Raw genomic sequence first — 24323 nt, 5'->3', positions numbered from 1 at the left:
CCTAGTTAAGTCTTGGTTTGTTTCGTGACCTCCTTACTAATAATGCTGTTAATGCTATGGCGATTACAATGGCCGAATAGAGCATGGCTGTGAGCGCCCAGTTCGCTGTCCATTTGATGTTCATGTTAATGGGTTCATTAACCGTAATTGTGTAACCTGGTTCCTGGAGTAGGAGGCCGTCTATGAATGTGATGCTTGGCCTTACTGTCACTGTCGTTCCCTGGCTCAGCCAGTTGATGTATCGCATCGTTGTTGTTCCATTTATGGTCAGTGGGTATTGGCTTGTTATGTTGACTAGGTATTGCCTTGTCCATTGGTTTATGGTTAATTCCTCAGGGCTGTTTACTGTGAGTATTATTGTTGTGGTATTTCCGTTGAATAAACAGCGTGTTTGGTTATTGAATTGGTAGTACCTTGGTATTGAAACCGTCAGTGTTGACCCCCCCTCGTTGACCCAGTCCGTGTAGTTCGTATATGCTGTGTTGTTTATGTAAATGGGCACCGTGGATACTATGCTCACTAGGTATTGCCTCGCGTATATTGCTGTGAATGACATTGGTGAATTTATCGTGAATGATATGTTGTATGGGTAATTAATTGTGTAGTATGGCTCGTAATTAATGACGTAGAAGTATTGGAAGGCCAGCCTTGTTTTATTGCTTAGTACGTAGTATGCGGGTGCGTCTAATGCGAGGGTTGAGTAGGCATTTACCCAGCCGTTGTATGTGCTTACCACGCTGCCATTTACTAATATAGGTACTGGGCTTGTTACATTGATTAGGTATTGCTTAATCCACTCGATGTCTATGTTTGTTGATCCATTAATGACGACATTAAGGCTTGCATTACTCACAAGCTCGGAGCCATTGATCACATAGCCGTAAAATACATACCTAGTCCCATTATTGAATATAATAATGCTTGGTTCATTGACCTTGATTAATGTGCCTGGGGGGGCCAATATTGACGTATTCGATATGCCGTTAAGGTCATTATGAATTGTAAGTAAGGCGAAGTAACTCGTTAAGTATGCTGGTTCTTCATAACCGTTCCTCACAAAAACCATGCCCGGGCCTACGGATATTGATGATGCATTAAATATTGATTCAGCCGTGTGCATGCCGAAATTCCACATGTACGGTATTGGAACCAGGTAACTACCATACTTAAAGTAAAGACCCAACTCTACGCCTAGGGTATTGGCTACAGTACACTCGCTACTCCATGGGCCTGCAACCACCAACTCAGCATCATTAAATGGTACGTACTTACTTGATAGGGGGGGATTAGGCGGTGTTACAACGATGTCCACATAACTTGATGGTATCTTTATTGTTATGTTGTCGTACCATGTGGTTGTTTGTCCGTTTAGTGAGTATCCGAAGGCTGCCCATGGATAGCCGTTGCTACTTAGTCCTGTCTTTATGACTAGGTAAATGGTGAATGGCAGGGTTACCGACTCCGGCTGTTCCACACCCCCCCAATCATAATAAAGCACACTACCACCTGAGGAAGTCACTCCACCATTACCACTAATTAACGCCGAATTAATCACACTAGTACTACCCGAATCATTCCAAACATTATCAAGAACCTGAAACTGATCACCCTGAGAATTAAACTCCAACACATTCTGTAACCAATAATATTGATTAACACCATTGACTGTTTGAACAAGCATCACCACATTTAATTGAACACTAAACCAATTATTACCTGGTTCATTCTCCAGCGATGGACAGTAATTAGGCTCCATCGTACTTGCATTGTAGATTGTGACCTCCCCAACGAACATATTCGTGGAATATTCATATGCAACTAAATTGCCCTGAAGCATGGCTAGTCCATAATCGGCAATTCCCACTGGAAAAACAGGCCCCTCTGGGTTTGGCGATTCTGTTATTTCATAAAGCACGAACGCAGTACCTTGATTATTATTATTATCAATGACTATATAGTAAGTACCACCATTACCTATATAGAACGCCTTCTCAATAACGTCTCCGCTGGCCTCACCAATGTAGTTATACGATTCACCCGACGAGAAGGCCGAGTACTCTTCATTGTTCATTAAGTAAACCGTTACCGACTGATTAGACCAAACATATATGTTTATGTATTGGCCAGTTGATACATTGTACTGAGATGGTAAATAATAACTAGGTAGTAGTATGACCATTCCAGTTGTCGTATCATTAACCCCCCCAGACTGAGCTGGGTATTTCGTGAGTCCCATGGTGGTTGGGTTTATGTAGCTGAACATGTTTGGTTGTGGTTCAGTGACTTCATAACCAAGTATTGATTGAGCCATCGCCTGACCCGCAATTATTAATAATGCAATTACCATCATCGCTAATGCTATGCCTATTGCCAACTTTACATTATAATCTATGGAAAAATTAACGTCCATACTCAGCATCCCATTTACTTGGCTAGACCTTTTTATCTTTTATTTAGGGATAGAACACCTAATTTTCATACTCCCTACCAATAATCATCAATTGAAAGAAGGCTCAGCAGGTCTTGGTCCTCAATTCATAGAAATGATAAATAAAATGCGCTGGAAATTATGCTGTTCATTGATTAACGTTTACGTAAATATTACCACCATTAACCGTACTAAACACTATGGTGAAGCCGTTATTATCCGCCAAACTTAGGTAGGTTCCGTAACAAAATATTTGAGGCGTACCTGTTGAGTATGCATCACCGCCGACGTTTACGGTTACTGGATCTGACATTGTATTATCCATTGTGTATATGGACAGCGTTAACTCACCTGTGCTCTGTGGTGGAATAATTATTAAGGGACTCAGGTTGCATTTGGCAGATCCAATTAGTGTGGTGCCACTCAGTATTATTGAGCTGTTGCCGTTGTTTCTTATGGTTATTGCTATTGTGACTATATTATCTGAGCTGCTCATGGTGGCGCTCGTCTCTATGTAACTTGGGTTACTACCACTATAGGCACTTGATCCGCTAATCAGTGAGTATATTGTTTGCCCAAGCCTACCTACATTAAAGTGGAATGGCGCCAGTATAGCTATTGCCAAAGTGAACAAAGTGATTATTACGAGTATATGTGAAATCTCCATAGCGCCCCCTATTTATTTTGTAATACATTAAATGAAAGTCAAGCTACCCCCTATTTAAGTTTTTCTTCAATTTTCTAAGAACAGGCCGTTTATTTCTATTCTTTTATTCTAATATTCAATTCTTAATTTAAATAAAATAAAAAGTATTAATAAAATAAAAGACTATGTTATATAAAACCTGAAGACAAAAATAAAAAGATCTCTAAAGTATCGTAATTGAATTATATAACCTAGCCAATACAAAAAGTCAAAGTTTCAACGCAACATTAAAGACCATAACCTATGAGGGCACTCTACAATGTAACTTATGCCTGATGAATCCATTACGTATTGAATTATTTAGTATTATACCATGAATGGCAGTAGTAAGTAATATTAAATTTAGGAATGACAATATACTGTGTCCAGAAGGGCTAGGAAGAAGGAGGAAAACAAGGAACAGGGAACAGCATCAATAACATCATTCCTCTATGGCACTGAGGAAAAACCAAAGACTGAAACTAAGGCCGTAATCAAACCAATTGAGGCGTCGGAGTCGAGACAGCCTGAGAATACTGTTCAGCAGCATTCTTCCAGTACCGAGGATGCCGTACTAAGCCACATAATGAGTAGGGGGGGTGTCATTACCAAGGATGAGTTAATGGCCTGGGGGGGCAAGTCCAGGGGGGGTCTTAGGGTTGCTGATATTCTAAGGGCCATAGAGAGCCTAAGTAGTAAGGGTAGGATTAGGAAGAGGCTTAACGATAAGGGTAACCTAGTCTATGAGTATGTTAAGTAATACCTAGGTAAGACGCGGGTATTGATAGCCCATAATAATGGCCTCCCTTATTAAGCTAGGCATTATACACGTACCAAGCCTAGAGAGGATTAACAATGAAGTGGTAATGAGTCCCCAAGGTAGATCACCCTGGCTAGGCCAGGGCGAAGCTTGGGGGGGATGATCCAAGAAAAAGACCCAGAACTGACTATACGAACCTCCTGTATAGATTGCCATACCTACCAATGAACCCCCCCCTAATCCTTACCTCATAACCGCACCTAGGGCATTTATAACCGACCAGCTTAACATCGACGACCCTATCCTCAAACCTCTTAATCAACACAGCACCACACCTTGGACAATACGTGTGCTGACCTGGGTGACCAGGTACATTACCAACATAGACATAGTCAAGCTCCTTCCTGGCCCTCCTCCAAATACCCTCAATTAACTCAACAGGCGTTGGTGGATTACGTAATTTATGAGCAGGGTAGTAAGCCGTTATGTGAAGCGGTACATCCCTGCCCAACCTAGCCACCGCATTAATTACCTCATCAGCCTCATCATCGTTAATACCAGGTATCACTAAGTACGTAACCTCCAGGTGAATGCCCAACTTAACGGCATACTCAAGAGTACTCATTAACTTATCAAAATCAGCAGCCAACCACTGCCTATACGTCTCACGACCACCCTTAATGTCCGAGTTCATACCATCCATGCCAACATCAAACAACGCCTTCAAGGCCTCAGGGGGGGTTAAGTAACCATTCGTGTTAATCGAGGCATGCAGGCCCCCTCGCCCTTGCAAGCCTAAAAGCATCAATCGCATACTCAGTTAGCATAGTTGGTTCATTAAAGCTTACGTTAATTCCGGAGTCCCCATTTTCAATTGCCCATTCAATGAGCCTCTCAGGTGGTACGTAAACACCGTCTAAACTGGCGAACTTGCTTAAATGATGATTTTGGCACCATGCACAGGGGAAGTTACAGCCCCCCCACGTACTTATTGTCAGCTGATGTGCGTGGGTAGTAATGGAATAGGGGCTTTATCTCCATCGGCCTTGATTCAGCCGCTGTCAATAGGCCGTATGCGGCTGTGTAGAGTTTGCCGTTTACGTTGAATCTCATGCCGCAGAGACCGACCTGCCCATTTGATAATGTGCAATGCCTATGGCATAGGGTGCACTTGACCTTGTTATTCTCGAGCTTTACACTAAATGGGCTCTCCCTAACGTTGGGTAGTCTGAGTAATTCGCTTGATGGTTCATAAATTCTCAATGGCCATGAGTAGATGGGCATTTCAGTAATACTCATGGTTCGGACCTTTATACACTTTTAACCTTAGTCTTAGTCAAGTCTTTCAGGGATAATGAGTGTTGGTGCTGATGTTGAGGAGTTCAGTAGATGAATTTTAATGGCTAAGAGAACGCTCTATTACTCATTTGCTCGGTGAATTAGGTAGGATGGTTCAGGTCCCTATTGACATTATGGATTTGGGTAAGTTTCTCGATAAGTTCTATGTACCGACTAGGTACGTTGATGCCTGGAGTGAGGATGTGCCCTATGAGTACTTTACACGTAATGATGCAGAAATGGCTATTAAGGCTGCCGAGAGGATTATAACGTTTATTGAGGATTTATGGAGAGGATTATTAAGTGGCGTGAGGAGTTGAGGAATAGGGCGTTGGAGTTGGCTAGGCAGGTTGCTGATAGGGTTCGTGGTACGGTGTTCCTAGTTGGTTCTTACGCCAGGGGTGATTTTGCTGAGGATAGTGATGTCGATATTGTTGTCATAGGCAGCTTTAATGAGCCACCGCATAGGAGGCTTCTTGACCTGGATGTTCCACCTAATGTCGAGGTTCTTGCGTTCAACGTCAATGAGATAATGAGGATCGTTGACCGGTGCTACCCCCTCGCACTAGACCTGGCTATTGGTGTCGTCCTTAAGGATGAACTAGGCATCTCAAGCGAGTTAGTGAGTAAGGCCAGGAGGTGCTTGGGGGGGTGATGTATTACTCATGATTTATTTATTGGTCACTGAGGCAAAACTCTTTAGTTAGTTTTCAGGTCTTTGTCTCGATGGCTAGGGTATTCCTAGGGCCTGCTGGGATTCCAATAGGTGCCAAGGAGAAGAAGAGGAGTGCTGGTACGATAGATGGTATTAGGTATGTTAGGGAGGTTGGTCTGAATGCCATGGAGGTTGAGTTTGTACAGGGCGTTAGGATGGCCAGGGAGGCCGCGCAGGAGGCTGGTGAGGTTGCTAAAGAGCTCGGTGTTAGGTTGTCAGTACATGCGCCGTACTTCATAAACCTGTGTAGTGAGGAGAAGGAGAAGGTTGAGGCGAGCATAGCGAGGCTTGAGGAGTCCCTGGATAGGGTGAGGCGATGGGCGCTACGGTCGTTGTATTCCACCCTGCCTATTACGGTAAGCTCGGGCCGGAGGGATGCTACAATGCTGTTAGGGATGGTGTTCTTAGGGTTGTTGATTGGATGAGGGAGAATGGCATTAAGAACGTGAAGTTGGGTCTCGAGGTCATGGCTAGGAAGAGCCAGTTTGGCAATTTAGAGGAGACCTTTAGGCTCGTTAAGGAAATAAACCATCCACAGGTTGTTGCGGTCATTGATTGGGGTCACGTGTTTGCCAGGAATGGAGGCTCAATAGACTATAGGGCTGTTTTAAACACATGGCATGAGTACTTCGGTGACCAGCCAATGCACACCCACTTCACATGTGTTAAGTATAAGAAGGGTGAGTGGGTTGATGAGCACGAGCCCATAGACACGAATAACCCACCATTCGAGCCACTGGCCAAGGAGTTGGCTAATGAGGATATTGAGATAACGATAATAAACGAATCACCACTCCTAGAAAAGGACGCACTCAAGATGAAGGAAATGCTACTTAGGTATAATAATACGCTCGTTGGTCTTCAATAAAGTAGGCAGTGCTAGAAAACCGCGTGTCCTTGTATTACCTTTACTGTAAGTAAGATTTATAATAATGCATGACTAAGGTATTACGGAGATATGGGTTACGTAACCGTCTCTGCAAAAGTAAGGAGGGAGTTATGGGAGAAATTGAGGAGGTATAACATACCAATTAGTGATGTAATAAGGAGGGCGCTTGAGGAGGAGGTTAGGAAGGCTGAGGAGGAGGAGTTGGCTAAGTTACTTGATGAGGCCGGTCAAATACTTAGTAAGGTGCCGGATGAGGAAATAGTTAGGGCTGTTAGGATGAGCGTGATGAGAGATGAGTTACCTATTTGATGCCTCATCAATCATGAATATAATTAAACACATGAAGCGTGGTGCATTAAGTATTCTACGTGGAAATTACGTGCTTGATCTAACGATGTATGAAATCGGTAATGCCCTTTGGAAAGATGTAACGCTATTTAGGATTTTAACAGAGAATGAGGCAGTAATTACGTATAGGGATATATTAGAGATTCTTAATCGAATGAATGTTATTAAACCAAGTAATGCAGAGGCGATACTGAAATTAGCTGTGAGGGCTAATTTGACGTATTATGATGCATCCTACGTCGTCACCGCATCAGAGAAGGGCTTAGTATTGGTGACGGATGATGAAGTACTAATTAAGAGAATTAATGATAAGAGGAGAGAAATCCGCGAAATATTTGGTAGGGAAGTAACGATTAAAACCAGTAAGGATTTTATGGACTAATTTATGACCTCGCAATCCAAACCTAAACCCGTACTTCTCGTATAATCCTTTAACGTAATCACTACGTAATAACTCAAAGACCTTAACAGCCTCATTACCTGCCACGGCATTAATGCGAAGGAAAGCCTACCAACCCTATTCCTACTGGGTACCGTGTACCTAAAGCCCCCCCAGTAAATCGCCTCAGTTCTCCAAACCACACCCGCATCGATTAATCCATTACGGAGCAATTCAGGTATTTCCCTATGGTGTATCCTCGTTAGGTACACCGAGTCCCTGCCAACAAACTCCGAGTAATCACCGCAGTACTCAGTGTATATCTCCCTAAATAATGCACCAATACCCTCCGTGACAGGGTTAGGGATTGCAACCCTCTTACTCCTTAAATCGCACCAATCATTTATGGGTTCACCAACGTAAACAATCGCTAGGTCGTTCTCGACATACTCAAAGTGATCTCTTACATTCAGTTCATTAAGCATGTTAGACGGCAACGACACAATGTCAGGCCTAGCATCGATTGTTAAATCGCCAATAATCAACGGCTCACCCAATGCCCTCCTTAGCACGAGACCTGGCGGTATGGTTTCGACATACACGGTAAACCCTCTCGACCTCAAAAACATCATTAATTCATCAACTACAAACCATTGATTATCGGCAAGGCTCATCTTAACGCCACTTAATGAACCCCCCCTCACATCGGTGATTACATTAAAGCCAGGCAATGTTATGTTGGCCCCACTCATCAATCGCGGTCAATCGAGGAAGCTCTTTAAGTTGGTTTCTCAATGGGCTTCTGATGCTTAGGGTTGTGGCGCAGGTTTCGGATATTAACAATATTGATCAGGCACTGACCTCATGCAACAACCTAATAAATGAAATACCTGATGTGGTAGTTGAGGTTGTTTTTCATCAATCGGCAATAAGCGCTGTGGTTAAGGGTAGTAGTGTTGAGGGTAGGATAAGGGATTTAATGAAGCGTGGGGGGGTTATCGTGGTTGCCTGTAGAAATTCTATGAGGAGTAGAAATATATTCGAGGACCAATTAATAGATGGTGTGAAAATAGTCAATGCTGGCGTTGCGGAGATTGTTAGAAAACAGGCGGAGGGCTGGGCGTACCTAAAGTTATGATGGTTGTTTGCCAATGAGTTCCCTATTCAACTTCTCAATAATCTCAACAGCCCTTCTTAATTGCTCAACATTACCTGGCTTAAACGTGAAATTCTCATCACCAACGGCATACTCAATATCGCACTCATCATCGCATACCACGGAAACGTAAACACCAAAGCCCTCACCCAACTCCAGTATTACAACTCTCTCACGCCCATACTCCTCAACCGATGCTGCAACGCCTAACTCCCTCGCAATACTCAGTACCTTATTCACAATACTATTTACGTCAGCCATTAATACGTAATATGTTAGCATGGTATAAAACTTTTACAGTGATACGGAGAAACGGAAATAAACCTCCCATAATTCATTAAGTGCGACCGCTGAGAGGGCTTGAAAGCCCACGATGATGCGTGTCGTCAGGTCCCCCTGTCAAACATAATCCTCACCTCACTACTTAATGTTATTACTAGTTATGTAGTTCACCACCTTATTAACGAGTATCTCCGCAATCCTTCTTTGAGCCTCCCTAGTCTCTGCGCCAATGTGTGGCGTTATTATAACCCTTGGGTGCTTAACAAGCTCTATTTCCCAGGGTTCCCTGGGTGGTTCGTTTTCAAGCACGTCAAGTGCCGCGGCAGCCACCTTGCCGTCATTGAGCGCCTTGAGCAACGCCCTCGTGTCTATTACCTCACCCCTGGATGTATTAATTATTATCACGCCATCCTTCATCATTTGAAACTCCCTCTCGCCAATCATGCGTTTTGCATTTGGTGTTAGGGATACGTGTATTGTTATGAAATCACTACTCCTAATCAATGTGTCGAAATCCACGAAGTCAACGCCAAGCTTAACGGCCCTATCCCTCATGTCGACTATATCATATGCCTGAACCTTCATGCCAATAGCCCTAGCCAACTCAGCAACCCTCTGCCCAATCCTACCAAACCCAATAATACCAAGAACCTTACCAAACAATTCAGTACCCATGAACTTACCCTTAGGCCAATCACCACCCTTAACAAGCCTGTCCTGAAGAGCCACGAGCCTCGCCGCAGTGATCATTAGACCAATAGCTAACTCAGCAACTGACTGCGTTGAACCTCCGGCGCGTTAATTACCTCGATGCCCCCTTGACCTGGCGTAATTCACGTCAATATTGTCAAGGCCAACGCCGGCCCTCGCGATGACCTTTAACTTACCCGCGGCATCGATGACCTCCCTAGTGACCTTCGTTCTACTCCTAACCACTAGTATTTCGTAATCACCAACAACTCTTAATAAATCGTCCTTACTAATTCCTGGTTTATAATCAACTATAACGCCATGCCTACTTAATTCATTGACTATGTACTCATCTACCGGATCCGTTATCAACGCCCTAACCATATAATGCCTAAATAGGTTATGGTTTTTAAGCATTATTATTTATATTATTTATAAATTAAGAATACGTAATGAAACCAGTAATATTCAGACGCATCATTTAATAAGTGTTCGCAATAACACCGTTGTTGTGATCCCAGCCATAGCCTATGTCAGGGTATCCACCGAGATGCAGGACCCAGCTAACCAGGTTGATTACCTGAGGCGGTGGAGTGAGTCCAGGGGGGGATTCCAGATACTGAAGTTTTACATTGATGAGGCCATCAGCGGCGCATCGCCAATAATGGATAGGCCAGCCTTTAAGGAGTTGGTTGAGGATATTGAGAGTAACATATTTAGTCCGAGGCCGATGGTTCTCCTGGTCTATGAAACATCGAGGCTCGTTAGGAATTTCCAGGAGCTCTTTAGGTTGTTGGACATTGTTGAGAATAGGCTTGGCCTGCTCATAGTTAGCACCAGTGAGAAGGAGGCCGTGCTCCAAAACCTAGATGGTGCCTATAGGCAGTTCTTAAGGACCGTATTGGCCTTCGTGGCCTCCATGGAGAGGGAGTTCATTAGGCAGAGGACTAAGGCAGCCATGGAGAGGCTTAGGGCTGAGGGTAAGATTGTTTCTAAGGTCGACTTAATGCCAAGTGACGTGGTTAGGGAGGTCTTGAGACTGTATAGTGAGGGTTTGAGTCAGAGGCTATATCGACTAAACTAGGCATTAGTCTTTATGCCGTGAGGAGAATATTGAGTAGGCATGGTTATAGGGGGGGTAATTACACGTGCCCGCGCTGCCTGCATAGGATGGTTATTGCCGATAAGGCGTTGATACAGGTTGATGGTAGGTACGGCATTAAGTACGTGCTTCACTGCCCCAATTGTGGTTATGAGGAGACTAGGATTGAGTAATTTTAACTCAACGTCATAACTCACCCTTTATGTACTCCCTGAACTTGCCAAGGGCGTTGAGTACCCTGGCGACCATGAGCTCATCACCCCACTCAACGTAGTAGACCTTCCACTTATCAAGACCCAACCTATCGCTCTGCCCCCCCAGGTAACCATGCCACCACTGCAGGGATTCCTCAATCATCCTGATTAGGCGAACCTTATCATCCTCCTCAGGATGGACATCATCCAAGTCCAGGATCACTATTGCGAATCTCCTCATACCAAATCAAGTACATAAATTGCAAACCCATTTATTAACATGTCCTTGTTAACCAAGTACAAAGACAATTTAAACAAGCCCTTTAGGCACCAATCATGATGAGTTACACAGCATGGATCATATCAATAGGCAATGAACTACTCATTGGAAAAACCGTAAACACAAACGCCACCTGGCTCGCAAGGAAGCTAACACTCCTTGGTTATGACGTTAGGAGGATAATAACCGTGCCTGACAATGAGGAGGATGAGGTTGAGGTATTTAGGGACGCCATTAAAAGGGGCGTTAGGGTTGTTATCTCAACAGGTGGTCTAGGGCCAACCTTCGACGATAAGACAAGTGAGTACCTCGCCAAGGCCTTGAATAGGAAGTACGTGATTAATGACGATGCACTGAGACTCGTGGTTGAGACATTTAAGTCAAAGGGTCTAGAGCTAACCGAGCCCAGGCTTAAGCAGGCAAAAATGCCCGAGGGGGGCAAAGCCGTTACCTAACCCTGTCGGTACTGCACCGGGTATTTGGGTTGAGGAGGGCAACACAATAATTATCGCGCTACCCGGCGTGCCAGCGGAGATGATGGCTATTTTCGAGAACTACGTGGAACCTAAACTACGTGAGATAGGGCCTAAACTGCACTTTGTTGAGAGGTCAATAACGGTTAAGGGCGTTCCCGAGGCTGACCTGGCGCCGATAATAGAGAGGGGTATGAAGATGAGTAATAGAATCTACATCAAGAGCCACCCCCCCAAGGGCCATGAAATCAAGGCACCATTGGTGGAGATTCACGTGTATGTTAGTTCCGAGGACGTTAAAAGTGCCGAGGATGAGATTAACAAGGTCCTTAATTTCTTAACATCAGCGATAAAGGAGAAGGGAGGTGAAGTTTTAACTGGGTGAAATTAATCGCGGTAAAATCATGCGTACTTAATTATTGAGTACTTAAGGCAGTCACCAGAACTAACCTTATGTGGATGCCCAAGCACGAGTATTCTCTCCATGTCATCGTACGAGAAGACCAGGTCAGGCTGTGCACCGCAGAGTAAACCCAAGCCCATCAACTCCGGTACCTGCCCTGGAACAATGCTCGAGAAGACCCTCTGTATGTAATCCTTCATTGTACTCGACATACTTAAGTCAAACAATGTGCTGAGCATAACCTCATTACCCGTCAACGTTATGTCCCCAGGCTCAAAACCATACGTATTAATGAAGTCATCGCGAAGGTTACCAAACCTACCCCTAACGCTATTAATCACATCAAAGGCAGCCTTAAACAAGTCACCAGGCTAGCGCTCACCTCACTAGTCACATTGTCCGAGAACTTAATACTGGCCTTCTTCGCGCAAACCACTTGACCCAGGTCCTTATCCTCAACGCTCTCAACACCATTGTAGATGGACACCATAGAACCACTAACCTTAACACCCGTAGACTCACTCGGCGCTGACTGCATATAGCACTCAATACCACCCATTAGGTACGTTGGGAAGAAATTCTCATCGATGTTGAAGAATCCCTTGAAGGCGTTCACGAGGTAGTTATTGGGGGGGTCATAATTAGGCTCGGTGATTGATGATTGAACGAGAAAAACCCTCTTATTCTCCACCGTACCAAGACTAATCTGCTGCGACTCAAAGCCCGAAATACCCCCTGTAAATATCAACGTACTTAGAAAACGTGCTCCTAATCTCATCAGACATATAACGCGCAGAACCTGATAACGCATTCATTATCTCCTTAATTATTTGTTCCTCATTCCCAACCTGAGCCACTAAATTCGCCGAGTGTGAATCAACGACCCAATTAATAAAGGTTTCTAAGTACGCAACACTAAACGAGACTCCTAGGATCAATTCTAGATAACCCTACAACCCTATCGTATGCATTGTCCGTTGATATTATTTTTCTATCCCTATCATAAAGCAGGCACGTTGCGGCATTATACGCGTCGAAAATTGATGTAAGGCCGTATTGATCCATTAGTGCTAAGGCCAGTAAGTCAGTATCAACCGTGGTCGGTATCCATTTAAGATTTGGTATATTTGTTAATGCCCCAATTCTATTCAATATTTCACGTTTATTAAATCCTATTCGACTTAGTACATAATATATCTCATGAATAACCTCCCTACTTACTAATACCACACCGAAATCTCCATTTACAATTCGCGACAGTAACTTATCAGCCACCCCTTTAAGCCAATCCTTATCCTTTAGATGAGCAATTAATACATCAGTATCAATCAGCATGGCCCATCCTCTTAGCCCTCATCAATGCATCCCTGGCCGCCTCATCCTCAGCCTCTCTCCTTAACTCATCAACGCTTTTTTCGCTGCTTATAATGCCGGATGTTGCCATTAATGGGTCCTTAGGTATTGGGATACCTATGAAGTATTCACCGACATCAATTATAATTACTGAACCATACTTAGCAAGTCTTCCTGGTAGTCTTATTCTACCTCTATTATCGATTTTAACCACGCTCCCCCCCATATATCATTAATTAATCTTCTTTTATTTAAATCTTCCCACATTAACCTATTATTTCCCCCCCTTTACCTCATTTTCCACTCATCCTCTGCCGTGATGCAGTTAACGCCATAGTCCCTGCATAGCCTCATTATAGATTTCAAGGTCTCACTCCACCAATTCCTGGTCACGGGGTATATGGGGTTCAACTTCCTGTTCATGAACTTGATTATGATAGGCCTTGGCCTGAACCTGTCAATTATTACTTGGGAATTTGTTTCCTTGGCTAGGCGTATTACCGGCTCGTAGTCCTCCACCCTATCGTTTATGCTAGGTATCACCGGGCCTAGGAATATCCAGGTCTCAATGCCTAGGCTGGCTATCTTCCTAAGTGCTGATGCCCTTGCCATGGGGGTGTGCCGCCATGGGCTCTATCACCCTGTACGTATCCCTCATCGTGGTTATTGTGAAGCCCACATCCACAGCCCTACCGCACTTGCTAATTACGTCTATGTCCCTGATGATTAATGCCGACTTCGTTTGAATACTAACGTGATAGTCCGCATTGCACAATACCTCGATTGACCTCCTGGTTAGTTTGTACCTGGACTCCACGGGTTGGTACGGATCCGTTATTGTGGATATGCCGACTATGCCGGGCCTAAGTCTCCTGATATCCCTTAGCAACGCCTGTACTAGATTTACCTTGACATAGACCACCTCACCCCCCCATTTAACGCCAGGTTCGCCCCTCGTGAAGTCCATGGCATAGCAGTAAATGCAGCCATGTTGGCAGCCTAGGTATGGGTTTAATGCATAGTCATACTCAGGTAGCCCAGACCTGGATAGTGCTGACTTAACCCTTATCTCCTTCACGATTATATTGCCTAACTTAGTTATACCGTTCATCCTACTTACCGCCCAACCAATTGACTAGGCTTGATTGCCTTGTGAGGACCCTAATTACGTAAGACCGAGATACCCAGGTACTTATCGGTAGTTTTAGGAAACCCGCCACGTACCTCAGGGCGTCGTTTAGTTCGTAAAACCTTTCGTACGGTCCATTAAGCATCGCCCTAATGTTCTCCCTAACCCACCAAACACCAATTGGCAGGTTAAAGCCTGGGTAAATCTCACGCCATAGTATGACAGCCGCTTGTCTACGCATTGAACGTAATGCCTCAAGTACGGCTATCCTAGCTGCGTAGTAACAACCACCTATTGATGGGTAGTCATCACGCCCCCCCCAGTAACCCTCATAGTCAAGCTCAAGAGCCACATCACCACCCCCCCATACATTCCATGTGGAGCCAGGCCACCAGGCCTCAGCCACTCATAAAGCCAGGTATGTGGTGCCAGGATCCCTATGAAGGTATTATCCTTGAAGCTCCTCACGTATACCCTATACTCACTTATGAGCGGGTAGTCACGAACCTCACTGAGCAGTTTATCGGAGACCTGTTTATCAACGGCAGTTATTGACCACCTAGTTGGCACGAGTCTCCTCCTCTTACCAACACCAAGGGTACCCACGCTTAGTAGCCTTGATATGTGGTGCACATCAATGCCGTGGCTATACAACGTCCATATAGCCTCCGTAGCGTTCAAGTCTGTGTCGCTGTAAACCTTATCAACTATCCTTGGCGGTGGTGGTAACGAACTGATCCTTAATTCCTGCAATGGCGCCGACGGCCCAAAGGGTGGTGAATGCTCATCAAACACGTACCTGGCACCCACAGGTTTCTCAAGTATTAGCTCGGAATCCACTGGCTTGTTCGGTAACGTCATGACCTGTATATCGTGTAAAGCCCTGGGAGGGTTCCTAGCATCCTCAACCCTAGCCCTGATAGATCCCCCCCTAATTAGCGATAGTCTACTTGATATGAAGTCCTCAAGCCTCATGCTTAGCCAGGTCTTTGGGTTCTCGAGATTGCTGGTATCGCCATGGATGGGTGGTGCCGCTGGGTATACATTAACCCTTGGGTAACCAATACGCCCAATGAATATGCTTGGTGGTGAGGATCCGTCAATGCGTTCCTTATTAACGGCATTTCTAAGTGTGTACCTAGCACGTAGCTCCGCCAGGACTGGACAGTAGGATAGCCCGCATAGGTTGTATTCTCCTCTACATCTAATGCATAGTGCTGGGTTTATCCGCACCTCAGATAATCTAGCCTTAAAGCAGTATATAGGTGTTTCGATTATTCTACTCGTGAGTGGGAACCCTTAAAAGGCGCTTCGTGGATCTTTACGTCAAACCTATGAGTAGGGCTTGGGTGAGTTGATGAGGTGTGGCAGGGAGGTATTGGTGGCTAGTGGATTTGGTTATTTCGTTAAGTTGATTAAGAGGAGATGTATTGTTGGTGGTGGTATGTCCATAGTTCATGTTGATCCTAGGGTGGTTGGTGTTTGGAGAGATGGCGAGTTGGTGGAACTTAATTATGATTGGAGGGCTTCGTTCATTGATTATGAGAATGGTGTAATAACGGTGATCGTTAGAGATAAGTCACTTGAAACGGTCATTAGGATTAGGGGTGGTAAAATAATTGATGCGTTAACGATGGAGGTTAATTAAGCTCATTCGGGCGGTATCTCCTTAAATAGCATATTTACGTCAATGCCCTCCCTCCTAAGCCTGTAAAGCCTAACTGCGTAGTAAATCGTAATGCCAATCACAAATAATGCCGCAAAGAACCCTATTATGTAGGTGTTTATTGACGGTACGAATAAGTACGCCATTGGATTCATTACCTCCTCATAGGCTATCCACGCGAATAACGCGGTCATGTAAATGCCAAGCACGGCCGTTCCTTTCGACTTTGTCCTTACACCAAGTACTATGGCTGTTATGGTTATTATCATGAAGTACATGAGTATTGTGACCAGGGTGCTCGCGTCCATGGTTGCCGATAGCAACGGAACAATGCTGAAATTGTAGAGGTACATTATCACGAGGGTTATTACTAGGTCGGTTATATGGGCTGTGATGGGTGTGTGGGTCCTTGGGCTTACGTAAGCGAGGATTGAAGGCAGCACCCTATCGAAGGATAGGGCCAGTAGGTACCTGGCTATCTGTATTATTAGGACTGAGACGACATTTATGTACCAGGTGAATGATCCAATGGCTATCAACCACTGAAGCAATGGATTCCTCAATGCCATTATGAGCAGGGCCTGTGGATATGGAGGTGGTAATGAACTTGGCCAGGAAACACCACTGGCGACGCCGTAGTATATGGCGAATAATCCATTTAACCTATCAATGCCTATTGACGCTATCGTAGTCCAGACACCGAGAATCAAAAATATTACGCTCAATGCATAGGTTCCAAATATCGCTATGGGCATTGCGCTGCCCCCTCCTGACCTCACCACCAACCGATAGTATGAAGTTTACGAAGGGGGAATACGTAGGCTAGGTACGGTATTAAGTATATCGTGTCCATAATCATGCCATTACTCGGTAATTCCCCTGATACAGAAATTGCCTGGCTAAGTATATTGGGTGCCGTGGTCTTTATGGCATTAATTATTTGCGGCGCATAAACACTGAGCAGTATTATTGTCAACACGAATGTTGCTATGCCAAATAACGAGATTGCGGATGCTAAGTATGTACCTGCCCTTGATGAAACGATATTAATTAATACGAGGATTGCGAATATCACGGAGCCCATTAAGAATATCATTAATGGACTACTCATTAATGAGTTGCCAAGGGATATGAGACTTGGTACGTTATCCGAGATGCCTATTGCCAGTATTGCAGGTGCTAACCCCCCCGTGATTAATCCAAGGCTTATTAATACGGCATTGAAGAACATCTGATCTACTGCAAACATGAACATGGTTGCGAAGCCTATTGATGGGTGTAGATTCCTCGTTATGAAGATGTAGTCGCTGGCTGTCCTGTAATATGTAATGCCCACCTTATTGAGTAGTATCGTTAGTGGTAGAAATAATAATGCGCTAATGGCTATGGCAATTAATGGGTTCCCCCCCTTGGGAAATTGAACATACTGGATACCAACAGTATAAACCCTGATTGGAAGGCTATGAATGCAGTATTCATTAGTAGGGCTGTCCAAGGACCAATTTCCCTAATGAGTCCCGTGGACTCCCTAAGGAAGGGCGTTAGTTTCTTCACGGTCCGGACCTGAGTTATGCGCTTTAATTTCTTTCGGTGGTGATCAGTGCTTCATTGAGTACTCCCTAATAACCTGCAGTAACTCACTGTGATGCTTCTCGTCATCCGATATACCCTTAAGCAACTTAACAATAAGCTTTGAGGCTGCACGGTGTTTCTCATCAATCCTAGTACTGGTTATTGGTAGGTAACTCCTCAATAGGAAGCTGTAAACCCTCACCGCATTATCCTCATAAACCTCCAATTCATTTAACTTATCAATTATTACGTTCGTGACATCATAATGAACCTTCTCCATGGAACTTATGTACTCAATTAGGGACTTCGTGTGGGTTATGGCCTCCTCAATACTCCCCTGCAATGAGGTTAACGTCTCCATATCAAAGACCTTCTTTGGCGGGCATTCATGAATCAACTCCTTTATTGTGGTCAATACGTAATTATGCATTGCAGATTCAATGCTTATCTTCCTCATTATGGCGCTTATGAACGGTTCATTAGTGCTTGAGGCGGCTATGCCATATAAAACGGCCAGGTACCTCTCGAGCTCCCTCATCATATCAATTAACTTAGATAATTTATCATTAGTATTGCCATTATGCATTTGCATTCACGCATGCTGATTTATAAAGGGTATAATTTATTTTTTCTTCCTTAATTCACGCGGTATGAGGGTCGTAATAATCGGTGGCGGTGCCGCCGGAATGAGTGCGGCATCCAGAATAAGGAGATTGAAACGCGACCTTGAGATTGTGGTTTTTGAGAGGACGGGCATGGTTAGTCACGCACCCTGCGGGATTCCTTATTACCTTGAGGGGCTATTCGATAATTATGAGTTATTCATGCACTACACACCTGACTACTTCAGGAGGGAGAGGGGTATTGATGTTAGGACTAATGAGGCCGTCATTGAGGTTGGCCCAGGTTATGTGATCACGGATAGGGGTAATAAAGTGGGATGGGATTACTTAGTACTCGCCACTGGTGCCGTACCGGCAATACCGAGCATACCGATTAAGGGGGGACCGCGTATTTACTGTACATCATCCAGCAGACGCCATTGTGTTGAGGGAGGTTCTTCATTCAATGCATAGCGTTGGCATTATCGGTACTGGCTACATTGGACTTGAGGTTGCCGAGCGCTTAGGTTTAGGGGTAAGGAGGTATTGGTGATTAGCAGGTCTGGTTATCCATTACGTAAGTCCCTGGATGAGGATATGGGTAATATCGTTATAAATGAGTTAATTAGGCATGGCGTGAAGTTACAATTGAATGAGAGGATAATCGAGATTGATTACCAGGGTGATAAGCAGGTAGTAATTACTGATGGCGGTAAGTACGTTGTTGACGCCGTAGTACTCGCAACGGGTATAAAACCAAATGTGGAATTAGCGAAACAACTCGATCTACGCATTGGCGAGACAGGTACCGTGTGGTTGATGATCATATGAGGACGAGCATTGATAATGTTTATGCCGCGGGTGACGTTGCCGAGACCAAGAACCTAATAACTGGCAAGCCATACTGGCACCCCCCCTTTGGGACTACGGCTAATAAGATGGGGTTCGTAGCAGGTAGTAACATAGCTGGTAAGCCCATGGCCTTCCCTGGAGTTGTTGGCACCTCAATGACTAGGTTCATGAATCTATACATAGCAAGTGCGGGATTAACAACGCAGGAGGCAATAAGGCATGGATTTAAAGCGAGAAGTGCTGCAATAACAGCCAGGACCAAGGCGAGATATTACCCAGGCGGTGGTTATGTTACGATAAAACTAATAATTGATGAGGATAACATGAGGATCTTAGGTGCTCAAGTGCTCGGCGATGATGGTTCCTACGTGCTTGGTAAAATCGATACATTAGCAGCATTAATGGCCAAGGGGGGGCAACCGTTGAGGACCTATTTATGAGCGATCTGGCCTACTTACCTGCCGTAACCCAGGTCTGGGATCCATTAATAATTGCCGCGAGACAGTTTCTCAGGGGGGGTTGATGTATTCTTTTATATTTAAATAAATTTAAATATTCATAACTAAATGTTGGTATTTTTAGTGAACATACATATGCCTATTTAAGTAAAAATATATGACGCCTCACTATATAAATTGTTAATTCACTGATTATTTGCGATGGTAGACCAACCCATACTCGGGGGCGCCAACTGATGTTAGGGTTGTGTCTGCGGTTGGCATTTTAGCCCATTTAGCATTGGCATCGAGCTTCCTTGGTACAATACTCCTGGCAGTGGTTGCTGAGTACCTATTCATCAGGAGCCATAATCAGTTCTGGTATAATACTGCTAGGACTTTCTCGGTAATATCAACGATATTCTTTGGCGTTGGCGCGGCCTTCGGTACGCTGGTTGAGTTTGGCCTGGTCACGTTGTGGAGCAACTTCATATCACTTATTGGTGAGGCCATAGTGCTTCCATTTTACCTGGAATTATTTGCCTTCTTAACGGAGGTGATTATATTACCGCTCTACGTATTTACGTGGAATAAGATTAGGAATCAAGTCCTTCACTGGATAATAGGCATAGCCGCAGCATTCGGTGGTTATTATAGTGCCTACAACATATTGGCGGTCATGGCGTCATTGAGCATGAGACCGCCAGGTCTCGAGGTAATTAACCTATACCAGGCCACTGGGCAGAACGTGGTTGGCTTAACGGATTACGTGGTTAAGTGGGCCTCGCCAGTTGATGCCTGGAATATGTTTTGGTGGGGGGCGCTAATGTCTTCATATTCCACGGCATACTAGCCGTGGTAATACTTACCTGGTCAATAATAGCCGCAATATACCTATACCTATACATACGTGATAGGAAACCAGAGAGGTTAATGATGCTTAAGATCCTAGTACCAACAGTGGCCATTCTAACTGCAATACAGGGATTCGTAATTGGCCACCTACAGGGTGAACTAGTTCTACAGGATGACCCGCTTAAGTTGGCGGCCCTGGAGGGTATGTTCTGGAGTGGTCTCAGGGTTGACCCATTAACGAGCTTCTTAGCCTATGGTACATTCAACCACGCATTCTGGGGGGGCTACTATAGCTGGCCGGCTTATGAGAGGCCGCCAGCCTTCGTATTTGTGTTTTACTGGGTCTTCATGGTCATATTCGGCATATTACTTGGTATATGGAGCGGCGCATTATCACTTTGGTACTTATTCCCAGGCTTCTTTGGTCGTTTTTGGCTGGGCTAGGGCATTAGCAAACTTCTTTGAGAGAAGCGGCGTTTATTTAATGCCATTCTTCGCGGTCTTCGCATCAATTGGCGGCGCAGTTGCGGCTGAGTCAGGTAGATACCCATTCATATTAGTTCAGGCGGATCCCAATCCAAATGGTGGTCCACCAATAATTACTGGTGTACCTGTTGGACCAGGCGGTTTACTGAATCCAACGCTTTACTTCCCGGTTTGGTTGGCGGCGCTTGTATTGATTGTTGAGGTTGCCATGCCATCACTAGCGGTGTTCATGGTTTACCTATACCTAAAGAGAGCGCCTAAGCATGAAAAGACTGAGATGAGGACTATTGAGTATTGAGGTGGTGGGTATGGTCTCGGCAACAGACATCGCCGTGGGCTTAATCGCCTGGGCCTTTGCTGTTCACCTACCCCCCCTGGTCTATACGGTGCTTGGCCTTGGGTGGATATTACCAACACTTGAATTAATTGGTTATAAGCGTAATAAGCAGGTCTACGTTGACCTGGCGCATAACATGGCTAATTACCTAATTACTGTTTACGCAATCGGTGGCCTCTTTGGCACGATAATAACCGTATTCCTCGCAGGCCTGCTGCCGATATTCACGAACATAGCTGGAGCCTTATTATGGCCCGTTTGGGGGGGCGTCGCCATAGTCTTCGGCGTTGCCATAGCCCTACCCTTCATTGGCTTCTACTACAGGGGGGGCTTTGGTAAGATTAGTCCAATGAAGCATGTTATCGTTGGTTATGGCATGGCTGTATCGCTCACGGTTATACCGGCCATGTTCAGGCTCGTCTTCGCCTTCATTAATTACCCAGCTGGTGTTGAGGTGTTTAAGGATGAGACATCCCTGGTAGGCTTCACACTTGGTATTAATTGGTCCCAGGTATTCCTAAACCCGACGTATGCCCCCCATTGTTCCTAGCGACGCTTTTCGGCGCAATAGCGATGACCGGGATACTCATAAGCTCCATATTTGGGTGGAGGTACTCAGTCGATAAGAGTGAGTATAGGCTGGTTGGGTATAAAATCAGTAATTGGGTAGGCCTAGTATTTGGTGTTCTCTACTCAATATTCGCTGGATTGTACCTCTATGAGGTTTACCAATACTCACCAACGGTTGCTTGGTCCATATTCGGTAAACCACCTGCATACCTACCAACAAGCCTATACCCGGTTTATGAGCCAACCATGATATTGACCGGTGTGTTCTATATGGATATAGCCCTGGGCTTAATACTACTCGTACTAATAGTCTTATCCTTTAAGTTCATTAATAGGTCAATTTCGGCCCTTAAGTTAGTCCTTGTATTGCTGTTGATGGTTAGTGCTGAGGTTATGAATGGGCTGGCTCACCTTCCCTACGCAATAGTCCCGCCATTATCTGCGGTGCCCGTGCTTGTTAAGGCGTACGGCCTACAATTCACACTACAGGTCGCCAATACATTAAAGGTCTCCACGTTACTAACGCCTGATTTGAACGCATTACTGCAGTTAGTGTCCGTGCAGCCCGGGTTACTTTACGGTAGTTTTGTTGTTTTTGCTCTATTTAATGCGTTGCTGCTTTACGTCATTTATGCCGCCCTCTCATGGAGGTGGACACCACAGGCACTTAGGGTTGAGGGGCGGTAATCGCGTTGATTATCCTCCTTATTAAAATCATCACTATATTTCTCACATTCCCCCGACACGGCCGTCGCAATTCCGAAGTAAATAATCAAAGCCATTAATGATGCAATAACCGCCTGCATCAATGAAATAATAATGCTTGGGTAAAGCGTGAACCTCACCGCATGTGCAATAAGTGTTAGAATAATTATTGACACTAGTGAGGGTATTGCGTAATCCAGGATTAATGCCCCGCCATTAAGCACGGATTTAAGGCTGCCCAACTTAACGAATCTAAACCCCAGCGCAGCCGTGTTTGCTAATAGTGATGATACTAATGCACCAATTACTGCGTAGTACGTGAACCCCCCCAAGCCCTTAAATAGTAGAATTGATGGTATCATCGTTGATAAATAAACAATGGTGAAGATAAGCTCGGCCAAGTGCGTATGTAGGATGAGGCTCCTTAGGTAGACGCTGGGCCTTATTTCACGGTTATCCTGAATATCCCTCTTATCAACGCCCTGCATCACATTACTAATGAATTGATTAACATTACCCAAGACACTATTTACCGCAAGGAGTATGACGGGTAGTACCAATAGGTTTATCTCACTCCGTAGGCTTGGCCTAACAAGGTTTATGTAGATACCGGGGGGGAAGAACGACAGCGCCAAGGCCACATACGTTGTTATTAAGAGTAGTATTAGGAGGTCCCTATAGATTATGTTCAGTCTTCCGCGTTCAAGGAGCTCCCCCCGTAGGTGACATTAATGAGCGTATTACTATAACCAAATGGCTTGCTGAGTATGAAGATCACGTACCAAATACCCAACTGGGCATAGCCGAAGATGCCTATGAACATCGCGTCAAGGGACCTAAAGGAATTAATTGCGTAACCCATTAAAGGCACCCAGGATGCGCTAAGGACCTCCCTTAGGTATCTGTGGGTGTTGTGAACATGAATATTATACTTCAATGAGTATATGAAGGCGTACAGCGATGGTATAAACACTATGAAGAACGTTGACCACAGTATCACCTCTATGGTCCATCCAAGGGCCATTATTATTGGTATGGCGATGAACTTAGTAATTGATTGAATAATGGACGTTATCACGAACCTACCCCCCCTATCCTTAACCATCAATATGGAGTTAGTTATGGATTGTAGGTATGACGTTATTTCCGATAGCACCGCTATAATGAGCACGAGCCAGGCATAAGGCCCCCCCATCTTAGACCAAACACTCGCTAGGTAGGCTATGGTTAGGGCGAGCGTCACTAGGTAGAAGATTGATGATACGTTTATGGCAGCCGTAATGTTCAGCATTATCCCTGGCCGTCAACCTTGGGTAGGCGAAGCTTATCAGTGCCGTTGGTAGGGTTGAGAAGGCTATTGTCGCGTTTAATAACGATAACAGGCCAAGACCAGATGTTGGTATCTTCCTCGTTATGGCAATATTATATGTGAAACTACTTACTAGGGTAAGTAGTGATGCCAGCACAGCCATGGTCCTTATGTTCCTCGTCATTAATGCTGAACCTACGTAAATTAATTAATAATTTAAAATTTCCTCACATTGGGTTAGTCACGTTATTTTACTCGTTAATCTTTTCTACCGTGAGTAAAATAATGATTTGATGATAATACTAGTGCATGGATCATTAGGACTCGA

33 protein-coding genes and 7 pseudogenes are annotated in these 24323 nt (G+C 44.7%); 19 read left to right on the top strand and 21 right to left on the bottom strand.

All coding sequences use genetic code 11. The features are described from left to right. Position 1: 1 nt before the first annotated feature. Both JCM11216_RS02580 and JCM11216_RS02575 read right to left on the bottom strand, forming a co-directional pair. The gene (locus JCM11216_RS02580) at positions 2–2419 is read right to left on the bottom strand and encodes a thermopsin family protease (RefSeq protein ID WP_054853208.1); all 2418 of its coding nucleotides are present in this window, start codon (positions 2417–2419) and stop codon (positions 2–4) included. 157 nt (positions 2420–2576) lie between these two features. Then, positions 2577–3095, bottom strand: coding sequence for a hypothetical protein (locus tag JCM11216_RS02575; protein ID WP_054853207.1), 519 nt, complete (start codon positions 3093–3095; stop codon positions 2577–2579). 400 nt (positions 3096–3495) lie between these two features. On the opposite strand from JCM11216_RS02575, the gene JCM11216_RS02570 reads away from it, so the two are divergent. Then, entirely contained in the window at positions 3496–3873 is a 378-nt protein-coding gene (locus tag JCM11216_RS02570) for a hypothetical protein (protein ID WP_054853206.1), read from the top strand. A 187-nt stretch (positions 3874–4060) separates the two neighbouring features. Here JCM11216_RS02570 and amrS read toward each other — a convergent pair. Then, positions 4061–5172 (bottom strand): annotated as a pseudogene (gene amrS, locus JCM11216_RS02565) (AmmeMemoRadiSam system radical SAM enzyme). Positions 5173–5321: 149 nt separating this feature from the next. Between amrS and JCM11216_RS02560 the strand changes: the two are divergent. The 5 genes and pseudogenes from JCM11216_RS02560 (at position 5322) to JCM11216_RS15505 (ending at position 7545) form a co-directional block, all read left to right on the top strand. Next, positions 5322–5531 carry a HEPN domain-containing protein gene (locus tag JCM11216_RS02560; protein ID WP_243674926.1) on the top strand — a complete coding sequence of 70 codons (210 nt, stop codon included), beginning with the start codon at positions 5322–5324 and terminating at the stop codon, positions 5529–5531. Then, a complete protein-coding gene (locus JCM11216_RS02555; RefSeq protein WP_054853204.1) occupies positions 5498–5866 on the top strand; it encodes a nucleotidyltransferase domain-containing protein in 369 nt (122 codons plus the stop codon). Before JCM11216_RS02560 ends, JCM11216_RS02555 begins: the two co-directional genes overlap by 34 nt. A gap of 71 nt (positions 5867–5937) precedes the next feature. Continuing rightward, positions 5938–6794, top strand: a pseudogene (locus JCM11216_RS02550) (TIM barrel protein). Between the two features lie 90 nt (positions 6795–6884). After that, on the top strand, positions 6885–7124 hold the full coding sequence (locus JCM11216_RS02545; protein WP_054853203.1) for a type II toxin-antitoxin system CcdA family antitoxin: 240 nt from the start codon (positions 6885–6887) through the stop codon (positions 7122–7124). Further along, positions 7108–7545 (top strand): type II toxin-antitoxin system VapC family toxin, encoded by a 438-nt coding sequence (locus JCM11216_RS15505; protein ID WP_243674925.1) that lies wholly within the window; start codon positions 7108–7110, stop codon positions 7543–7545. The genes JCM11216_RS02545 and JCM11216_RS15505 overlap by 17 nt, the downstream gene beginning before the upstream one ends. On the opposite strand, the gene JCM11216_RS02540 is transcribed toward JCM11216_RS15505, so the two are convergent. Then, a complete protein-coding gene (locus JCM11216_RS02540) occupies positions 7542–8294 on the bottom strand; it encodes a substrate-binding domain-containing protein (protein WP_243674924.1) in 753 nt (250 codons plus the stop codon). The two genes, JCM11216_RS15505 and JCM11216_RS02540, sit on opposite strands and share 4 nt — an antisense overlap. 53 nt (positions 8295–8347) lie before the next feature. Between JCM11216_RS02540 and JCM11216_RS02535 the strand changes: the two genes are divergently transcribed. Continuing rightward, positions 8348–8680 (top strand): DsrE family protein, encoded by a 333-nt coding sequence (locus JCM11216_RS02535; RefSeq protein WP_054853202.1) that lies wholly within the window; start codon positions 8348–8350, stop codon positions 8678–8680. Here JCM11216_RS02535 and JCM11216_RS02530 read toward each other — a convergent pair. The 3 genes from JCM11216_RS02530 to JCM11216_RS15500 form a co-directional block, all read right to left on the bottom strand. Next, a complete protein-coding gene (locus tag JCM11216_RS02530; protein ID WP_054853283.1) occupies positions 8675–8959 on the bottom strand; it encodes a hypothetical protein in 285 nt (94 codons plus the stop codon). The two genes, JCM11216_RS02535 and JCM11216_RS02530, sit on opposite strands and share 6 nt — an antisense overlap. A 159-nt stretch (positions 8960–9118) precedes the next feature. Continuing rightward, positions 9119–9730 carry an NAD(P)-dependent oxidoreductase gene (locus JCM11216_RS02525; RefSeq protein ID WP_243674923.1) on the bottom strand — a complete coding sequence of 204 codons (612 nt, stop codon included), beginning with the start codon at positions 9728–9730 and terminating at the stop codon, positions 9119–9121. Positions 9731–9778: 48 nt separating this feature from the next. Next, complete coding sequence (locus JCM11216_RS15500) at positions 9779–10054, bottom strand: hypothetical protein (protein ID WP_243674922.1); 276 nt, start codon at positions 10052–10054, stop codon at positions 9779–9781. Between the two features lie 127 nt (positions 10055–10181). Between JCM11216_RS15500 and JCM11216_RS02520 the strand changes: the two are divergent. After that, positions 10182–10945, top strand: a pseudogene (locus JCM11216_RS02520) (recombinase family protein). 13 nt (positions 10946–10958) lie between these two features. Here the strand turns inward: JCM11216_RS02520 and JCM11216_RS02515 are convergent. After that, positions 10959–11207: a hypothetical protein gene (locus JCM11216_RS02515; RefSeq protein WP_054853201.1), complete on the bottom strand. Its 249-nt coding sequence runs from the start codon at positions 11205–11207 to the stop codon at positions 10959–10961. A 98-nt stretch (positions 11208–11305) separates the two neighbouring features. On the opposite strand from JCM11216_RS02515, the pseudogene JCM11216_RS15495 reads away from it, so the two are divergent. After that, positions 11306–11762 (top strand): annotated as a pseudogene (locus JCM11216_RS15495) (molybdopterin-binding protein); the annotation flags it as partial. Between the two features lie 18 nt (positions 11763–11780). Further along, on the top strand, positions 11781–12104 hold the full coding sequence (locus JCM11216_RS15490; RefSeq protein ID WP_243675017.1) for a hypothetical protein: 324 nt from the start codon (positions 11781–11783) through the stop codon (positions 12102–12104). A 17-nt stretch (positions 12105–12121) separates the two neighbouring features. Here JCM11216_RS15490 and JCM11216_RS15485 read toward each other — a convergent pair whose 3' ends face one another. The 7 genes and pseudogenes from JCM11216_RS15485 to JCM11216_RS02485 form a co-directional block, all read right to left on the bottom strand. Next, the gene (locus JCM11216_RS15485; RefSeq protein ID WP_243674921.1) at positions 12122–12484 is read right to left on the bottom strand and encodes a hypothetical protein; all 363 of its coding nucleotides are present in this window, start codon (positions 12482–12484) and stop codon (positions 12122–12124) included. Then, positions 12460–12870, bottom strand: coding sequence for a hypothetical protein (locus JCM11216_RS15480; protein ID WP_243674920.1), 411 nt, complete (start codon positions 12868–12870; stop codon positions 12460–12462). The genes JCM11216_RS15485 and JCM11216_RS15480 overlap by 25 nt, the downstream gene beginning before the upstream one ends. After that, positions 12839–12979 (bottom strand): hypothetical protein, encoded by a 141-nt coding sequence (locus JCM11216_RS15475; protein WP_243674919.1) that lies wholly within the window; start codon positions 12977–12979, stop codon positions 12839–12841. Before JCM11216_RS15475 ends, JCM11216_RS15480 begins: the two co-directional genes overlap by 32 nt. 58 nt (positions 12980–13037) lie before the next feature. Continuing rightward, a complete protein-coding gene (locus tag JCM11216_RS02500; RefSeq protein WP_054853200.1) occupies positions 13038–13457 on the bottom strand; it encodes a type II toxin-antitoxin system VapC family toxin in 420 nt (139 codons plus the stop codon). Further along, positions 13447–13689 carry a VapB-type antitoxin gene (locus tag JCM11216_RS02495; RefSeq protein WP_243674918.1) on the bottom strand — a complete coding sequence of 81 codons (243 nt, stop codon included), beginning with the start codon at positions 13687–13689 and terminating at the stop codon, positions 13447–13449. The genes JCM11216_RS02500 and JCM11216_RS02495 overlap by 11 nt, the downstream gene beginning before the upstream one ends. A 74-nt stretch (positions 13690–13763) precedes the next feature. After that, a pseudogene (locus JCM11216_RS02490) lies at positions 13764–14586 on the bottom strand (radical SAM protein). Between the two features lies 1 nt (position 14587). Continuing rightward, positions 14588–15837, bottom strand: a pseudogene (locus JCM11216_RS02485) (Nre family DNA repair protein). A 124-nt stretch (positions 15838–15961) separates the two neighbouring features. Here JCM11216_RS02485 and JCM11216_RS02480 point away from each other — a divergent pair. Beyond that, on the top strand, positions 15962–16252 hold the full coding sequence (locus JCM11216_RS02480; protein WP_054853282.1) for a hypothetical protein: 291 nt from the start codon (positions 15962–15964) through the stop codon (positions 16250–16252). Positions 16253–16254: 2 nt separating this feature from the next. Here the strand turns inward: JCM11216_RS02480 and JCM11216_RS15470 are convergent, their stop codons facing one another. Beyond that, the gene (locus tag JCM11216_RS15470; protein ID WP_243674917.1) at positions 16255–17049 is read right to left on the bottom strand and encodes a hypothetical protein; all 795 of its coding nucleotides are present in this window, start codon (positions 17047–17049) and stop codon (positions 16255–16257) included. Continuing rightward, positions 17046–17606, bottom strand: a complete 561-nt coding sequence (locus JCM11216_RS15465; protein ID WP_243674916.1) for a hypothetical protein — start codon at positions 17604–17606, stop codon at positions 17046–17048. The genes JCM11216_RS15470 and JCM11216_RS15465 overlap by 4 nt, the downstream gene beginning before the upstream one ends. Before the next feature lie 81 nt (positions 17607–17687). Here JCM11216_RS15465 and JCM11216_RS15460 point away from each other — a divergent pair, with 81 nt between their 5' ends. Beyond that, positions 17688–17837 carry a hypothetical protein gene (locus JCM11216_RS15460; RefSeq protein ID WP_243674915.1) on the top strand — a complete coding sequence of 50 codons (150 nt, stop codon included), beginning with the start codon at positions 17688–17690 and terminating at the stop codon, positions 17835–17837. A gap of 30 nt (positions 17838–17867) precedes the next feature. On the opposite strand, the gene JCM11216_RS02470 is transcribed toward JCM11216_RS15460, so the two are convergent. After that, on the bottom strand, positions 17868–18383 hold the full coding sequence (locus JCM11216_RS02470; protein WP_243674914.1) for a hypothetical protein: 516 nt from the start codon (positions 18381–18383) through the stop codon (positions 17868–17870). Between the two features lie 145 nt (positions 18384–18528). On the opposite strand from JCM11216_RS02470, the pseudogene JCM11216_RS15455 reads away from it, so the two are divergent. The 7 genes and pseudogenes from JCM11216_RS15455 (at position 18529) to JCM11216_RS15425 (ending at position 22668) form a co-directional block, all read left to right on the top strand. Further along, positions 18529–19275: pseudogene (locus JCM11216_RS15455) on the top strand (FAD-dependent oxidoreductase). Then, positions 19257–19736, top strand: coding sequence for a hypothetical protein (locus JCM11216_RS15450; RefSeq protein ID WP_243674913.1), 480 nt, complete (start codon positions 19257–19259; stop codon positions 19734–19736). The pseudogene JCM11216_RS15455 and the gene JCM11216_RS15450 overlap by 19 nt, the downstream one beginning before the upstream one ends. Before the next feature lie 265 nt (positions 19737–20001). Next, on the top strand, positions 20002–20586 hold the full coding sequence (locus JCM11216_RS15445; protein ID WP_243674912.1) for a cytochrome ubiquinol oxidase subunit I: 585 nt from the start codon (positions 20002–20004) through the stop codon (positions 20584–20586). After that, on the top strand, positions 20547–21032 hold the full coding sequence (locus JCM11216_RS15440) for a cytochrome ubiquinol oxidase subunit I (RefSeq protein ID WP_243674911.1): 486 nt from the start codon (positions 20547–20549) through the stop codon (positions 21030–21032). The genes JCM11216_RS15445 and JCM11216_RS15440 overlap by 40 nt, the downstream gene beginning before the upstream one ends. Further along, positions 21010–21372 carry a hypothetical protein gene (locus JCM11216_RS15435; RefSeq protein ID WP_243674910.1) on the top strand — a complete coding sequence of 121 codons (363 nt, stop codon included), beginning with the start codon at positions 21010–21012 and terminating at the stop codon, positions 21370–21372. The genes JCM11216_RS15440 and JCM11216_RS15435 overlap by 23 nt, the downstream gene beginning before the upstream one ends. Beyond that, on the top strand, positions 21362–21961 hold the full coding sequence (locus JCM11216_RS15430) for a cytochrome ubiquinol oxidase subunit I (protein ID WP_243674909.1): 600 nt from the start codon (positions 21362–21364) through the stop codon (positions 21959–21961). The genes JCM11216_RS15435 and JCM11216_RS15430 overlap by 11 nt, the downstream gene beginning before the upstream one ends. After that, on the top strand, positions 21913–22668 hold the full coding sequence (locus tag JCM11216_RS15425; protein ID WP_243674908.1) for a hypothetical protein: 756 nt from the start codon (positions 21913–21915) through the stop codon (positions 22666–22668). The genes JCM11216_RS15430 and JCM11216_RS15425 overlap by 49 nt, the downstream gene beginning before the upstream one ends. On the opposite strand, the gene JCM11216_RS15420 is transcribed toward JCM11216_RS15425, so the two are convergent. Genes JCM11216_RS15420 through JCM11216_RS15410 form a run of 3 tightly spaced genes read right to left on the bottom strand, consistent with a single transcriptional unit; the run spans position 22611 to position 24179 of the window. Next, positions 22611–23321, bottom strand: a complete 711-nt coding sequence (locus JCM11216_RS15420; RefSeq protein WP_243674907.1) for a hypothetical protein — start codon at positions 23319–23321, stop codon at positions 22611–22613. The two genes, JCM11216_RS15425 and JCM11216_RS15420, sit on opposite strands and share 58 nt — an antisense overlap. 53 nt (positions 23322–23374) lie before the next feature. Further along, a complete protein-coding gene (locus tag JCM11216_RS15415) occupies positions 23375–23977 on the bottom strand; it encodes a hypothetical protein (RefSeq protein WP_243674906.1) in 603 nt (200 codons plus the stop codon). Further along, positions 23883–24179 (bottom strand): hypothetical protein, encoded by a 297-nt coding sequence (locus tag JCM11216_RS15410; RefSeq protein ID WP_243674905.1) that lies wholly within the window; start codon positions 24177–24179, stop codon positions 23883–23885. The genes JCM11216_RS15415 and JCM11216_RS15410 overlap by 95 nt, the downstream gene beginning before the upstream one ends. Between the last annotated feature and the right edge of the window lie 144 nt (positions 24180–24323).

The sequence above is a fragment of the Vulcanisaeta distributa JCM 11216 genome (genome assembly GCF_001315985.1).
Classification (GTDB): domain Archaea; phylum Thermoproteota; class Thermoprotei; order Thermoproteales; family Thermocladiaceae; genus Vulcanisaeta; species Vulcanisaeta distributa_E.
This window is presented reverse-complemented; position numbering and strand designations above follow the sequence as displayed.

Excerpts from the sequence above, each read along its gene's own strand:
- JCM11216_RS02580 (WP_054853208.1), bottom strand. The coding sequence starts at position 2,419 with ATGCTGAGTATGGACGTTAATTTTTCCATAGATTATAATGTAAAGTTG.
- JCM11216_RS02575 (WP_054853207.1), bottom strand. The coding sequence starts at position 3,095 with ATGGAGATTTCACATATACTCGTAATAATCACTTTGTTCACTTTGGCA.
- JCM11216_RS02560 (WP_243674926.1), top strand. The coding sequence starts at position 5,322 with ATGGTTCAGGTCCCTATTGACATTATGGATTTGGGTAAGTTTCTCGAT.
- JCM11216_RS02555 (WP_054853204.1), top strand. The coding sequence starts at position 5,498 with ATGGAGAGGATTATTAAGTGGCGTGAGGAGTTGAGGAATAGGGCGTTG.
- JCM11216_RS02545 (WP_054853203.1), top strand. The coding sequence starts at position 6,885 with ATGGGTTACGTAACCGTCTCTGCAAAAGTAAGGAGGGAGTTATGGGAG.
- JCM11216_RS15505 (WP_243674925.1), top strand. The coding sequence starts at position 7,108 with ATGAGTTACCTATTTGATGCCTCATCAATCATGAATATAATTAAACAC.
- JCM11216_RS02540 (WP_243674924.1), bottom strand. The coding sequence starts at position 8,294 with ATGAGTGGGGCCAACATAACATTGCCTGGCTTTAATGTAATCACCGAT.
- JCM11216_RS02535 (WP_054853202.1), top strand. The coding sequence starts at position 8,348 with ATGCTTAGGGTTGTGGCGCAGGTTTCGGATATTAACAATATTGATCAG.
- JCM11216_RS02530 (WP_054853283.1), bottom strand. The coding sequence starts at position 8,959 with ATGGCTGACGTAAATAGTATTGTGAATAAGGTACTGAGTATTGCGAGG.
- JCM11216_RS02525 (WP_243674923.1), bottom strand. The coding sequence starts at position 9,730 with ATGATCACTGCGGCGAGGCTCGTGGCTCTTCAGGACAGGCTTGTTAAG.
- JCM11216_RS15500 (WP_243674922.1), bottom strand. The coding sequence starts at position 10,054 with ATGGTTAGGGCGTTGATAACGGATCCGGTAGATGAGTACATAGTCAAT.
- JCM11216_RS02515 (WP_054853201.1), bottom strand. The coding sequence starts at position 11,207 with ATGAGGAGATTCGCAATAGTGATCCTGGACTTGGATGATGTCCATCCT.
- JCM11216_RS15490 (WP_243675017.1), top strand. The coding sequence starts at position 11,781 with ATGATGGCTATTTTCGAGAACTACGTGGAACCTAAACTACGTGAGATA.
- JCM11216_RS02500 (WP_054853200.1), bottom strand. The coding sequence starts at position 13,457 with ATGCTGATTGATACTGATGTATTAATTGCTCATCTAAAGGATAAGGAT.
- JCM11216_RS02480 (WP_054853282.1), top strand. The coding sequence starts at position 15,962 with ATGAGGTGTGGCAGGGAGGTATTGGTGGCTAGTGGATTTGGTTATTTC.
- JCM11216_RS02470 (WP_243674914.1), bottom strand. The coding sequence starts at position 18,383 with ATGATGAGGGAGCTCGAGAGGTACCTGGCCGTTTTATATGGCATAGCC.
- JCM11216_RS15415 (WP_243674906.1), bottom strand. The coding sequence starts at position 23,977 with ATGCTGAACATTACGGCTGCCATAAACGTATCATCAATCTTCTACCTA.
- JCM11216_RS15410 (WP_243674905.1), bottom strand. The coding sequence starts at position 24,179 with ATGACGAGGAACATAAGGACCATGGCTGTGCTGGCATCACTACTTACC.